This window comes from Bacillus salacetis, from assembly GCF_049177075.1.
GTDB lineage: Bacteria > Bacillota > Bacilli > Bacillales > Bacillaceae_B > Rossellomorea > Rossellomorea salacetis_A.
The window spans coordinates 2473504-2487008 of sequence record NZ_CP185377.1 but is presented as its reverse complement, the minus strand read 5'-3'; the positions used below and the strand labels follow the sequence as shown (position 1 = coordinate 2487008).

14 protein-coding genes and 2 other RNA genes are annotated in these 13505 nt (G+C 42.5%); 6 read left to right on the top strand and 10 right to left on the bottom strand.

What is annotated here, in order from left to right; all coding sequences use genetic code 11:
• Positions 1–124: 124 nt before the first annotated feature.
• From ACOJQI_RS12935 to ACOJQI_RS12910, 6 genes are all read right to left on the bottom strand, one after another.
• Complete coding sequence (locus ACOJQI_RS12935; protein ID WP_421378412.1) at positions 125–742, bottom strand: polysaccharide deacetylase family protein; 618 nt, start codon at positions 740–742, stop codon at positions 125–127.
• Positions 743–779: 37 nt separating this feature from the next.
• The gene (gene phnC / locus ACOJQI_RS12930) at positions 780–1535 is read right to left on the bottom strand and encodes a phosphonate ABC transporter ATP-binding protein (protein WP_421378410.1); all 756 of its coding nucleotides are present in this window, start codon (positions 1533–1535) and stop codon (positions 780–782) included.
• A gap of 12 nt (positions 1536–1547) precedes the next feature.
• Positions 1548–2303: a phosphonate ABC transporter, permease protein PhnE gene (phnE, locus tag ACOJQI_RS12925; RefSeq protein WP_421378408.1), complete on the bottom strand. Its 756-nt coding sequence runs from the start codon at positions 2301–2303 to the stop codon at positions 1548–1550.
• Between the two features lie 11 nt (positions 2304–2314).
• The gene (phnD, locus tag ACOJQI_RS12920; protein ID WP_421378405.1) at positions 2315–3235 is read right to left on the bottom strand and encodes a phosphate/phosphite/phosphonate ABC transporter substrate-binding protein; all 921 of its coding nucleotides are present in this window, start codon (positions 3233–3235) and stop codon (positions 2315–2317) included.
• 116 nt (positions 3236–3351) lie between these two features.
• Positions 3352–4401, bottom strand: coding sequence for a selenide, water dikinase SelD (gene selD, locus ACOJQI_RS12915; protein WP_421378403.1), 1050 nt, complete (start codon positions 4399–4401; stop codon positions 3352–3354).
• Between the two features lie 12 nt (positions 4402–4413).
• On the bottom strand, positions 4414–5433 hold the full coding sequence (locus ACOJQI_RS12910) for a glycosyltransferase family 4 protein (RefSeq protein ID WP_421378401.1): 1020 nt from the start codon (positions 5431–5433) through the stop codon (positions 4414–4416).
• Positions 5434–5933: 500 nt separating this feature from the next.
• Here ACOJQI_RS12910 and ssrS (ACOJQI_RS12905) point away from each other — a divergent pair.
• Positions 5934–6121: non-coding RNA, 6S RNA (gene ssrS / locus ACOJQI_RS12905), on the top strand.
• A gap of 168 nt (positions 6122–6289) precedes the next feature.
• A non-coding RNA gene (gene ssrS / locus ACOJQI_RS12900) (6S RNA) lies at positions 6290–6477 on the top strand.
• Positions 6478–6539: 62 nt separating this feature from the next.
• Here the strand turns inward: ssrS (ACOJQI_RS12900) and ACOJQI_RS12895 are convergent.
• From ACOJQI_RS12895 to ACOJQI_RS12885, 3 genes are all read right to left on the bottom strand, one after another.
• Positions 6540–7505, bottom strand: coding sequence for an acetamidase/formamidase family protein (locus ACOJQI_RS12895; RefSeq protein ID WP_421378399.1), 966 nt, complete (start codon positions 7503–7505; stop codon positions 6540–6542).
• A 150-nt stretch (positions 7506–7655) separates the two neighbouring features.
• A complete protein-coding gene (locus tag ACOJQI_RS12890; protein ID WP_421378396.1) occupies positions 7656–8021 on the bottom strand; it encodes a hypothetical protein in 366 nt (121 codons plus the stop codon).
• A 5-nt stretch (positions 8022–8026) separates the two neighbouring features.
• A complete protein-coding gene (locus tag ACOJQI_RS12885; RefSeq protein WP_421378394.1) occupies positions 8027–9217 on the bottom strand; it encodes a hypothetical protein in 1191 nt (396 codons plus the stop codon).
• 228 nt (positions 9218–9445) lie between these two features.
• On the opposite strand from ACOJQI_RS12885, the gene ACOJQI_RS12880 reads away from it, so the two are divergent.
• From ACOJQI_RS12880 to ACOJQI_RS12865, 4 genes are all read left to right on the top strand, one after another.
• Positions 9446–10309, top strand: coding sequence for a CsxC family protein (locus ACOJQI_RS12880; RefSeq protein WP_421378392.1), 864 nt, complete (start codon positions 9446–9448; stop codon positions 10307–10309).
• 197 nt (positions 10310–10506) lie between these two features.
• Entirely contained in the window at positions 10507–11277 is a 771-nt protein-coding gene (locus tag ACOJQI_RS12875) for a CsxC family protein (RefSeq protein ID WP_421378390.1), read from the top strand.
• Positions 11278–11354: 77 nt separating this feature from the next.
• Complete coding sequence (locus ACOJQI_RS12870; protein WP_421378388.1) at positions 11355–11543, top strand: hypothetical protein; 189 nt, start codon at positions 11355–11357, stop codon at positions 11541–11543.
• Between the two features lie 44 nt (positions 11544–11587).
• Positions 11588–12466 (top strand): hypothetical protein, encoded by an 879-nt coding sequence (locus tag ACOJQI_RS12865; protein ID WP_421378386.1) that lies wholly within the window; start codon positions 11588–11590, stop codon positions 12464–12466.
• A gap of 42 nt (positions 12467–12508) precedes the next feature.
• On the opposite strand, the gene ACOJQI_RS12860 is transcribed toward ACOJQI_RS12865, so the two are convergent.
• Positions 12509–13291 carry a CsxC family protein gene (locus ACOJQI_RS12860; protein WP_421378384.1) on the bottom strand — a complete coding sequence of 261 codons (783 nt, stop codon included), beginning with the start codon at positions 13289–13291 and terminating at the stop codon, positions 12509–12511.
• Positions 13292–13505: the final 214 nt, after the last annotated feature.

The following is a 13505-nucleotide window of genomic DNA, read 5'->3' as shown; positions in this document are numbered from 1 at the left end:
CCTAATAAAAATATCTACTTATAAATTCATATCTGCAATTTATTATTATAAAAGAAGATGGGAGGTCAAGTAAATTTTTAATGTGTTGAATAAAAAAACGCTTAGAATGCTATCACTCTAAGCGTCATCGTTCCAATATCTGAAACTGGAAACCTTGTTCTTTTATTTGCTGAATTAATGCAGGCAGGATTTTAACCGTCTGCGGCAATTCATGTAATAAAATGATTGCCTGGTCCTCCAGGTTTTCGGTAACAAACTTGATGATTTGCTCTGGGTCATCTTCCAATTCCCAATCCATGGACGAAATTCTCCACATCACCGTCTGCAGGCCAAGTTGTTTGGCAGCTGCGATGGTGTCATCATTATACTGGCCGAAAGGGGGACGGAAATACTTGATTTCCTGTCCAATCACATCCTCAATGACATTCTTGCTTTTGGAAAGATCGGCAAGCTGATCTTTTAAAGTGAGGCGGACAAGGTTTTTATGGCTGCAGGAATGACTTCCTATAAAATGTCCCTCGTCTAAGACCCTCTTCCAAGGACGCTCCGGGTGAAGGAGGCGGGACTGCCAAAAGAACCCTGCTCTGACATTCTCTTGGTGTAATATATCCAATATTTCAGGCAAAGCCCTACCGGGTCCATCATCGAAGGTCAACATAACAGACCTTTGCTCGTTCTTTTCCAGTTTTGTGATTATATTCTTATCTAGAGAGTCGTACACGACCCTTGTGGAATCGACCACTCAAGGACTTCTATGCATAACGATGAACTCCTTCCATTTAAAGATGTTCATAATTTTCGGAGCCGTAGGTTTCCTGGTATTCAGTTTCGGTAAAATCTGAGGATTTACCATCAAATATAATGACCCCATCTCGTAACGCAATGATCCGGTCTGCAAATTTTTTTGCCAATGAAACATCATGCACGTTGATGATCGTCAATAAATTGTGCTGTTCATGCATCTGTTTGATTAAAGTGAAGATATGATTGGAGGTGCCCGGGTCAAGGCTGGCGACAGGTTCATCCCCCAATAGCACCTTCGGATTTTGGACAAGTGCCCGCGCAATGCCAACCCGCTGTTTCTGTCCACCGCTCAAATGCTCCACCCGTCTGTCGGCAAAATCGGAAAGGCCCACTTCCGCAATCACGTCTTTTGCTCTTTGAATTTCTTCCGCGGTAAACCAGCCGATTAAATTCTTGAAAGTGGAGCGGTACCCAAACATTCCTGTCAACACATTCTGCATCACAGATAGGCGGGGGATGAGATTGAAATGCTGAAAAATCATCCCCATTTCCCTTCTGACCTTTCGGGCTTCCTCTTCGGTTTTGGACGAAAGGGGGTTCCCCTGCCATGTCACTTCTCCTTGAGACAGGGGCTGCAAACCATTGATTGTCCTAATGAGAGTGGATTTACCAGCACCGCTTTTTCCCAGGACACAAACAAAATCGCCTTTCTCAAAAGCAAGGTTGACAGAAGACAGCGCAGCATGATTGGAGCCTTGGTATTGAACACTTATATCTTTTAAATTTAACATCACGGCTGCCTCCTAAATGACTTTATTCCGGACATAGCTTCCCAGGAAGTCGACGATGATGACCATGATCATAATGATGAGAACGTCCAGTGATACGGAAGAATATTGGAAAGTCTTGAAATCATTGAATAAACGCTGGCCAATACCTCCGCCTCCGATGAAACCAAGTATCAGTGATGTTCTGATCGCCACTTCAAAACGGTAGAAGTAGTGGGAGAGGACATTCGGCCAGATTTGGGGAAGGATGCTGAAAAAATAGGCAAACCATTTTTTTGCACCTACCGCTTTCATTGCATCCTGGGGACCGGAATCCGACGCTTCTATAAGCTCTGAAATCAATTTCCCCAAAACTCCGATGTTATGAATCATGATGGCCACCACTGCCGGGAATGGGCCAAGTCCCAAAGCTGTCAATAATATAAGTCCAATGACGATTTCCGGAATGGATCGTATAAAGCTTAAGCCCACCCTGGAGACATGATAAAGAAGGGAGGAAGGAGATGTGTTCCTGGCGGAAATAAAACTTAGAGGCAAGGCGATCAGGAGGCCGAAAAAGCTTCCTAAAAACGCCATTGCCAATGTTTCCAGCCCGTCTTCAATCATTTTAGGCAGGAGGGAGAAGTCCATAGGGAACCACTGTGATAAAAAATCGATCATATTACGGAAATCTCTGAATTTGGATAAATCAAACTCTGTCAGCTTCATGCTGAAGTAGACAAAGACGATTAGAATAAGAAAAGTAAATAAGCTTCTCTTTTTAAACCACACGCTGTATCACTCTATTCTTCGATAAGTCCCTGCTTAAGGGCTGCCTGCCTTATGCTTTCATAGTCCTCGTTGCTTGCTTCCGTAAAACCTGTTGCACCGAATGCATCCAGAACTTCCTGATCATCGATTTCCAGGAATGCAGCTTGCAAGGTTTCAATTGTTTCTTCATCTGTATCTTCATGGACGGCCCAAGGGTATTGGAACAATTTTTCTGATTCCCAAATGGTCTTGATCTGGTCTCCATCCACTTTTCCTGATTCTACAAGCTGATTGAAGATCGCACTGTCAATTGCCCCGGCATCGACTTGCTTGTTTTGTACCGCAAGGGCTGTTGCATCATGTGAACCTGTAAATCGGACAGATGCAAATTCATGTTCGTCTTCAGATTGGTACACACCGCGGTCTTGAAGTTCGATGGAAGGGATGAGTGAGCCTGATGTTGAGTTAGGGTCACCAAATGCGAAATTCACTTCCTGGCTGTTCTCCAGCATTTCTTCCAGGGAAGTCCACGGGTTGTCTTTATGCGTAATGATGTAAGAATGGTAGAATGGCTCTCCGTCAATCAGCTGGGTGATGATGGCTTTAGCGCCGCTTTTCTCATGGGCGATAACATATGACAGCGGACCGAAATAAGCCATGTCGATTTTATCGTAATTCATCGCTTCCACGACACCGTTGTAATCAGGGTAGACTTCAACTTCCACATCTCTGCCAAGTTTATCAGTAAGGATGGTTTGCAATTTATCCATTGCGCCTTCCATTGCACCTTCTGTTTGGACAGGGATTACACCAATGGTGAAGGCCTCACCGCTGGCTGTTTCGTTATTGCCTTCATTGCTGTTATCCTCTGAATTTCCGTTATTTCCATTTCCACAAGCTGCGATTAATAAGGTAAGGGAAATTAATAACGTTAGAAATATACTCTTCTTCATGTAGCTGCACCTCTTTTTATGTTAGTTGGTATTCTCTTGATAATAGCCTGTATCTTTCAGTCTTAACCATTTTTTAGAAAAGGAATGTGTAAAAAAGGACTCAAATGAGCCCTTTTTTACTTAACACGTATCCTGCCAGGATGATCTGCTGTAACGGTTCCGATGATGGCAGAAGAAAGGGATCTGCTTTTCAACTCATTTTGCAGGTCTTCTGCATGTTCTTCAGGAATCGAAATCAGCAGTCCACCGGAAGTGATTGCATCACAAAGGATCAGCTGATCGATTTCTGAAACAGAATCATCATAGTCAATCCTTTCAGCAAGCCACTTATGGTTTTTGCGGGTACCGCCAGGGATGACATTTTGTTCTGCAAGCTCCCTGGTCATGTCCAGGATAGGGACCGCATCCTTTTCAATAGTGATGCCGTTCTTGCTTCCTTCAGCAATCTCCATGGCATGTCCTAATAGGCCGAATCCTGTTACATCTGTACATGCATTAACAGGGAATGAATCCATCGCTTCAGCGGCATCCTTGTTTAAGGCAGCCATTGTTTGCATAACTTCCTCGATATTCTCTTTCGGAAGCTTGTCATTTTTGATGGCTGTCGTGAGGATTCCGACACCGATCGGTTTGGTAAGGATCAGCTTATCACCAGGTTTTGCTGCTGCATTGGAACGCACTCGTTCTGGATGGACAACACCTGTAACCGACAAGCCGAATTTTGGCTCCTGGTCATCAATCGAATGTCCTCCGACTAAAACAGCACCAGATTCTAGGACTTTATCAGAAGCACCTGACAAAATATCGGCAAGAATGCTTTTATCAAGAGTGCTGATAGGGAATCCGACAATATTCATGACTGTAATGGGCTTACCGCCCATGGCATAGACATCACTCAGGGCATTGGCTGCTGCAATCTGGCCGAACATGTAAGGGTCGTCCACAATTGGAGTGAAGTAATCCAGTGTTTGAACTAGTGCTGTTTCGTCATTGATTTTATAAACTCCGGCATCGTCCGAAGTATCCAGGCCGACAAGGAGATTGGGGTCTTCTACAGAACGGGGTAAATGACGCAGAACCTGCGCCAGGTCTTCAGGACCAATTTTGCATCCTCAGCCGCCTTTTGAAGACAGAGATGTCAGCTTGAAAATTTCTTTGTTTGTCATATTATTCACTCCTTAATATTCTGATGTTGGATAACTTTCTCTTAACACCTGCCTATAAATCGAAAGCAGGGTCTTTGTTTCATACTCCCTGGAATGATGCTGGAATATGTAAGACTTGGCAGCATTGCCAAACTCTTGCCTCATTCCGTTATTATTGAGTAAAGTTTCAGCATAATCAAGGAATTCGCTCTCATTAGTGTATACAAAGCCTGTTTTTCCATGTGTCACTATATTCATGTTGCCGGCATTATTTGAAGCGACAACAGGCAGTCCGTGCTCCATTGCTTCCAGGATGGCGGCAGGCTGGCCCTCTGAAATGGAAGTATTCAAGACAACATCCGCATATTGATATGCAGCACCCATCTCTTTGTGAGGGAGCTGGCCTGGATAGGAAACCCATTCTTGATTTTCTTCAACCAGTTCTTTTACAAATCTGCCCTCGTCATCTTCGATGATCGGGCCGACAAGTAGCAGGCGTATATGCGGGTAACGCTCATGCAGCTTTTTTAAAGCCTGGACGGCAAACGGAATGTTCTTTACTTTTCTGATGCCTGCAGGAAGAACGAATACAAAAGTGCCCTCATCTTTCGGCAAACTTGTTTGTGAGGGTTTCAGGTCGCTAGTTCCCTGATGAATGACATGGATTTTCTTATTGATACCTGACACTTCTTTTGTCAAAGTCTCTTTTGCCGCTTGGTCAAAAACGGTTATGGCTCCGGCTTCGTTCAAGCAGTTAAGGACTTTACTCCGGCGTGCATCATCATAAAGGTCATGATTTAAATCTGTCCCTGTTATGGTGATAACAAAGGGGAGAGTGTCTTCTTTCAGTTTCTCTTTAAACGTATAAAACTTATAAGCATGGAAGCCGTGAATGAGATCAGCTTTTGGGAGGGAAGAAAGTTCAGTATCTTCCACAATCGAAATGATTTCTGTCTCGGCTCCGCTTTTCTCCAGTCCATCGGCTATCCTTTGGACAGTAACGGTATTTCCCCGCTGCTGATGAAAGTTAGGAGAGGCCAGGATTACCTTCATTCATCCACCTCCTTATCTAGTTTGTAATAGGGGACCAAAGGAGACTATTCCTATCAGATATGAATAGAATATCTTCCATTTAAAAATTTGTCACATGATATGCCTTGTTTGGTGACAGTCCCACCCCGAGATTTGTCGAATGCAGAAATGGCCGGATTCCCCGAAGTTGTCGAATGGTGTATTCGGGGCGTGACAGTGACCACCCGAAGTATGTCGAATGAAATTTGATCGTTATTTAAAATAATGTCGACAATGATCTGGCATCAGAGTTAGAGATGTAAGTATAATGTCGAAACAAACTAGGCGTTCCCGTTGTTAATCGCTTGAAGTGCTTGGAAATAAAGTATTCCCGGTTATTAATATTGTGTCGATAATGGACATTTAGTAGCATGGAAATTTTTTTCGCTGAAGACGTAAAGGTAAAAGGGGGATTTTGAACAAGGAGAATGTATGGAAAAACTTGTCCTTGATAAATCGCAATGAATAAGATAATATACTAATACAAGCTGCGTTGTACGTAATGATAATAAAGTTTTAACCTTTAAACTGTAATAGGGAGTTTTACATCGAAGCCGGAATGTCAAGCCGCCATGGATAGCGGAAGACAGGAACGTTTCTGCAAACACCCACTTTGAGGAGTGGTGGTTTAAAACTTTCTTAGACGATTTACGGCAAATGCGGCCTACATAGTTCCGTCAATCACAAGCCAGTTCCCAATCGGGGGCTGGTTTTTTCATTGGCCGAAGGATTATTCGGGAAGTGACAGTCACAACCCGGTTTTTGTCGGATGCAACCATTACGGAATTATGGAAAAAACTGTTGTTGATAAACTCGTACAAATGAAGTAATATACTTATATAAGCTGCGTTGTACGTAATGATAATAAAGTTTTAACCTTTAAACTGTAATAGGGAGTTTTACATCGAAGCTGGAATGTCAGGCCGCCTTGGACAGTGGAAGAAAGGAACGTTTCTGCAAACACCCACTTTGAGGAGTGGTGGTTTAAAACTTTCTTAGACGATTTACGGCAAATGCGGCCTACATACTACCGCCAATCACAAAACCAGTTCCTGATGGGGAACTGGTTTTTTATTATGGTCCGAGACTCACTTATTCTTCATGAGGGCATTATGCGGGAGGAAAGCGTGTACACCTTTCTTTCCATTAACAATTTGAGTGACTCTCAAATCAACGACAAGCGATGCGTATGCATTTGCTTCCGATCTGCTGATATGGAGGTTTTCCATCATCAGATCGAGCATTTCGTTCATGGCAATCCACATGGCCTCATCAAGGCTCTCATGGATGCCCATCGTAAGCCAGCCTTTTGGAGTATCAGCCCTTGGCATTGATATTTCCTTCGTTTCCAGCAGGTTAAAGGTAAGATTGACTTTTTCCATTCCACATTCCAATGCGGGGCCGCCCACTTCACCGTCTCCCTGGACGGCATGACCATCGCCTACTGAAAATAAACCACCTTCAACCGGAATGGGAAGGTATAACCTGCTCCCTGCAGTCAACTCTTTGCAGTCCAAATTTCCCCCTGAAGGAAAAGGGGAAACAGTCGAATGTCTTCCTGCTTCATCTGGCGGCATACCCATGATCCCCATGAAAGGGCTGAGGGCAACGGAATAATCAAACGAACCGAAACTGCTCGAGCCGATCATTTTTTCCGGGTCCAAGTCAAAGTCAAAAGTTACTTCTTCCTGATCCGCAATTCCCAATTTTCTATTCCAGTAGCTAGGAAAACCGCCGGCAGATGTCCATCCATAGGTGGAAGGGATAATCTCATTGATCTGTATCTCCAGGGTCATACCGGGTTTTGCTCCATTAATGAAAACAGGTCCAATCAGTGCGTGCCCAAATTGATTGTGTTGGCGTTCTGGGGAGAGATCCGAGAATTTTTTTCGTTTGGTTCCGGGAGCTTGTCTTTTTTCGATTCCCCAGGCGGAATCAAGTGTTTTGTAGATGACAGAGTCACCAGGTTCAATTTCATGTGCGGGAGAGAGTGAGCGGTCAAAGAAACCATGCAGCGTCTGTGAGTCAGGTTGAAGGTGATGAATTGATGCCATAGAAAGAACCTCCTTAAAATAATTTTATATATTCATAGTACTCAATTTCAACTATGTAGTAAATAAAATTACTTTTAAAAGTATTTTAATTCGTTCGACATATTTCGGGTCGTGCCTGTCACTTCACAAAAAAATAAAACCTCCAGGGTGTCAGCCCCCGAAGGCTTCGAGTATGTCGTTTAGGTCGCGCATATTAAGTGGTTTAGGGGCTTGCTGGTCTTTGGCGGTGGATACAGGAACATTAGATGCGGTTACATAGCCCTGCTGGAGCATGGTTTTGATGGCTTCCAGCTCTTGGAGTATATCAGCGTTGGTACCGCTTTTGGCGGCGGGCTTGAAATATTGATCCAAAGCTGAGAAGACTAGATGAACCAAAGTATGATTATGTGCATGGTATTCGATCTGTTCCTGTATCAATTGTGAAACAGTGTGGGTATCACCGGTTTTGATATCGATGTATTTTTCCGGAACGGTGATGGCCACTTTATTGACGTAGTCAGTGTACGTTTCTCCCATAACCATCAACTCCTAGTGGCAGCCAGGTCGGTAGTTTCTTCTTGTTGTTTTTTCAAATGGTTCATTTTAGCCAGGATCATGAGCCCGAGAACGTTCAGTTTTTCCAGGTCTTCCGGAAAGTAAAGGTTGATTGGGCGCCCCTTGTCGCTCCACCTTACTGCCGCTTCCTGTATTTGTTTTTGAGCAAGCTTCGCAGCACCGCCTACAGCGATATACCGTGAGGCCCCCTTAATTTCATTGGAACTGCTTCTCACACGATCGAACAGTTCTAAATATTTGATAGCCATTGATTTCAATTGAGGAATCACATATTTACTGATATCCTTGCGTACCCCTGCAAAAGGTTCCACATACCATTCCGATTGACCTGCATAAAGTTTTTCCTCGAGTTCAGAACGAGAATCGAATTTATACAATTCATTCTTGCTGACTTTTTGAATGATGATATCGAGGAATTGATTTATGCCGAAATGTTCACCTTCGACGGAAGCAACAGGTTTGTTGTTTTTGATGCCGACAAAATCGACGGAATCCCCGCCCAAGTCACCGATCAGTACGCCTTTGATGGTATCTTTGACGAGTTCATCATCCTTGACTCCTAAAGTTTCCTGATCCCTTGTCAATCCAAGATACGCACAGGCACCTTCAGCACCCACAATGACATCCTTGATGGTAAGCTTTACATTTACCTCTTTAGGCTCTGGAACACCAGGGACTTTATGAAGGATGACCGTATGTGTTCCTATTAATCGCTGTTTCAGCTGTTCTTTTTTCTCTTTATATTGGGTAGTCGGCAGGGAGACAGCCAACTGATCAATGTCATATACTATATCAGTTTGATCTGGATTGATCTGGATGGCATGATAAGCCGCAGTTGAGAACAGCAGAATATAAGTACGGATTTCATCCACTTTTTGATTGTTAACCGAAGTGAGGCTTACATTTCTTTGTCTTGCTGCTGATTTACCTGCATAGTAAATCTCTCTTTTATTCAACACTGTTGGACTCTTTACTTCTGCAATTATATTTTCTTCTAACTCTACATCCTCTTCATCATAAGGCATCTCATAGAACTCTTCATCGAACAGGGCAATGGCATTTGGCATTTGGTATTCAGAGACTTTACCACTGTCCGATGTCAGAACTTTATACCAGCTGTTACCTATATCAACAGCAAAGAAATTGGATGATTGCATTTTTATCTCCTCCTCCCTTGAATCCTATGCAGCATGAGAGGGACCCTGTGCAAGTACCCCGATATTTTCTGTTAAGTATCTGCCGTTTATAGTTGAACAATTGAAACAGACAAGTGGAATTTGCAATTTCTGCTAAAATTCCACGCTTGTACTAATACATATGACCAAGCTACTCAGCCTTGTACGCATAGGATAAAGTGAAGGAAAAAACAATAAGGAGGAAAAAACATGAGTGATAAACACCACCACCATCCAAAACAAGACTGTGTAAAAGTGAATAAGACAGCTAATGTAAGTGAAAGTCCTAACGCTGATGGCGATTTCGTACTTGTTCCAGATAATGAACTAAGAATAGTAAGAGTACCTGTTCAATTAGCAGCCAGAGAAATTACGACTAATCTCGTAGCTGACATCCACTTTCCAGAGCCTGTAATGGAAATTAAAGATGTGAAGAAGAGAGTAGAGGTTGTACAATGCCGTTTGATGACACCACCTGCACCTTCAGCGGATGTAGATGACATCTTCTCGGTAGGTCCATTCCCATTGGTGATCAAAGGGTATGTACGTAAAAACATTCAATATGCAACACCGATTTATAATAAAGAAGGTAACTGTGTAGCGTCAGACATTAAATCTTTAACTGTAAGAGTTCCTTTTGAAACAGTTACAAATGTTGAATTGGATTCGCCAGTTCAATTGCCTCTTGCTAACACGAGAACTGAATTTGATTACTACAGAGAGCAAGGCCTCGGCAGCGGATTCCCAGAAAAAGACCTGTTCTTATCGAGTGATATCTCCCAATTCCATCAGTTCAGTACACAGTTCTACAACCAGCTTCCATTCTGTGAGCTCCTATCCAGTACAATCCTTGAGTGGGATGAGTCAACTAACCGTCATCACTATAAAGGCGGCCCAGTTGGAGAAGGCTGTTTTGATAAGGTCGTAGAAAAAATGAATGTTACATTTACTGTTAAAGTTCTTCAAAATCAGCAGCTTGAAGTTGCTACTGCTGACGACGCTGATGACAACGGCAATGGAAACGGCGGTGCAGCAGGCGCTACATCTGCATCAAGAAGAAGAAGAAGACGATAAAGAATGAATGAAAAACACTATTCCTCCTGGGAGTAGTGTTTTTTATTTTGTTCTTACAAGCTTTCATACGGAAGGAGGCAGAAGACAGTGCAGTCCCAATATCCTGAAAATTTCCAACTTGCCCATGGGCGCATGCCTATACATAGACGAATGCACAACATACATTGAACTATCTTGAAATTTAAGGAGGACTATAAATGTCTGATTCATACAAAGAGAAAAATGAAAGCTACTGCAAACCTAAACATCATCATCCAAATGTGAATATTGGAAAATTAGTTACAAAGGTGCCGGTTGTCCTGGCAGAACTAGCCTTAACAGCAGATATGACAGCAAAGATTACATTTCCTGAACCTGTATTGGAGATAAAAGATGTAAAAAAACGTGTGAAGATCACGCAATGCCGACTTCTTCTTCCTTCCAATAAGTTATTTGTAAGTGGTTTTGTACGCAAGAACATTCAATACGCAAGCCCATCAGGGGACATTGAACATGCAACACACCAATCCATTGCTTCCGATCTGCATTCGTATACAGTGGATATTCCATTCCAGCTTGTGACTGAGATTGATCACTACCTATCAAATCCTGTTCAACCGCAAATGAACTCAAGAGAAGAATTTGATTTCTTTGTATCTCAATCACTGCCATCAGGATTCCCGGAAAAGGATGAGTTACTATCAAGTGATCTTTCCCAGTTCCATCAATCAAGTACTCAGTTCTATAATGAATTACCTTACTGTGAATTGGTTTCCAGCAAAATCATTGAATGGGATGAAGCAATTGACAGAAAGATGATCGGCAAGGATGCTCCATTGGCAGAAGGCGTCTTCAGAACGATTGAGGAAAAAATGGTATTGGATTTCACATTAAGGGTCATCCAGGACCAGCAGATACGTGTAGCCTCTACTACGAATGATGATCATCACCATCATCATCATGATTGTGATGAGGATGATCACTACTAAAAGCAAGTTTTGACGGGGTTATACTACGCGATAGTGTAATCCCTATTCATATTTTCAGGAGGAGGTGAAAAACATGGATGCAAGAAATAGTAGTATGTTTACTGCAAATCAGCGGAGGAGAAGGGAAGAACCCTTCAGCAGCTCAAATCTTTGGAATGGTAGAAAAGGCAATAATCTTTATCCAAGTTCTTTCTATAGCAAAACTGAAGAGGAACGAGAAGAAAATCCTCTCGAAAATGGGCCAAAAAAGAAAGGCGGCCCTCTGATCTTGCCACCGCCTCCAACAGTTTCCCTAGACCGAAAGAAAATAATGGAACAAAAGAGAGAAATAGAAAAGCAACAGGAACCGGAAAAAAAGAAGCGGGAAGAGGAAATTATCCCTCTCCCTGAAGATTATGATGATGAAATCTTGTTGTTTGAAAAAGAGGATAAAAAAACAACTGAAAAACATATTCCACAAGAAGAGCCTTATCCTCATGTTGAAGAAGAGATTTGGGAAGACGGATATGAAGAGGATGAATCAGTAGAAGAAATTATTGCCCCGGATACGGTGGAGGACTATCCAAGCTATGAAGACGACTGGTTCGAAGAGAAAGAAGAAAAAATAGAATCCGAATGGAAAGAGAGTATTCAAGCTGAAAATGTAGAAAAACCTATTGAAGCTAAAATGGCACGACTTCCGGTGCTGCTTTTGAAAGATGATTTTGAGATTGATATTTTCGACAGTTTTACGCTGATGATGCCGCTTACCAATGTCTCTAAAGTGGATTGGAAGGTTCATTCGTTTAAGGGGAGGGCTCTCCTTCCATCAGAAAAGGTATTCCTGGAGCTCGTTTTGTCAGCCGATATAGAATTTGTTTCGCAGAAAAGCGGAAGCGTTCAGACCCTCAAAATATATATTCCTTTGCAAAAGACAGTATCTGTTAATTGGATTACACCACCCGACCTTCCCAAGACAAGCAGCCGCGAATACGATTTTTTGAATAAAGATGGAATTACGGTCAGCACCCACAGAGAATGGGAAGAGAAACTGGTTCCTAACATTAAATTTCACCTTAATTCATTCGAGGTCATTTGGCATGATGAGCTAAGGAAAGGAAAACAAGGAAAGTCACAACTGGGTGTTCAAGGCACTGCCAAAATATCTGTAGAAGCAAGTCAAGAGCAGACAGTCGCTCTACACACATAAAAAAACGGGTGTCTCAAATCAGACACCCATTTATTTGGAGTGTTAATTCATACGGTTGATACGATCCTGAATCCGTTCCATCATGCTTTTAGGTGCTGCTTCTTCTGCAGGTTCCTCATCTGTTTCAGGTGCCATAGGGACATCCCCGCCATAGTAGCTGAACTTTTCTTGGTTTTGAACAAGCTTAAACCATAGATTTACGTCCATCTTTTCAGTGATTCTGGAGAAATTACCGTACTTGTCAAAGTCCTTTGACAAGTCAATCTCATAGACATCTGCATACTTCAGGATACAGTCAATCGGCTCGTTGAAGTATTCATAGGTGAACGAACCATTTTTACAGCGGTCCGCACCGTGCTTGTCCTTGGCAAGGAATTTGTACTCGGCGTTCAAGGAACTCTTCTCACTCTTGTACTGATCAACATAGTGATAGATGTCGATTTCATCGCTGCAAGTGAAAGGTACATCGACGCTGAAATCTCTTACATAACCGTTGCAAGACTCGACGTATTGAATGTTTTTGTGGACAATCCCCGTAATATAGAGCTTCACTTTATTGTAAGCGTACGGGTGTTTCAACACCTCACATTGTTTAAGCGAAACATTTTTTTTGATTGCTTTGATCTCCCTTGCAGGTGTTGGAAGCTTCACATTCGCTTCAATATCTGCCTGAAGGTGGACATCGGCCAGAACCGTTGGCACATAAACTGAACCATACGGGTAATATGAGTCAGCATCGCATGCGACATGCATTGGTTTCGCCTTACCGCAATTCTGAGCCGGAGGACATCCCTTTTGCATCGGGGTGTTCATCTTTTTATCCATTTCTACACCACTCCTTATAGATTTTGTCAAAAGAAAGAGAACTTCTAATCTCTTAATTTTGACTTACTATCTTTATATGTAAGAGAAACGAATAGGGGTGGACGAGTATACTCCGTAAATAGCATATTTTTTGGACAAGGGTTAAAAATGAGAGAATGTCTCCGATGCAAATGTCTATTAAATATATGCTACTATTGATAGAGATATAGAATGG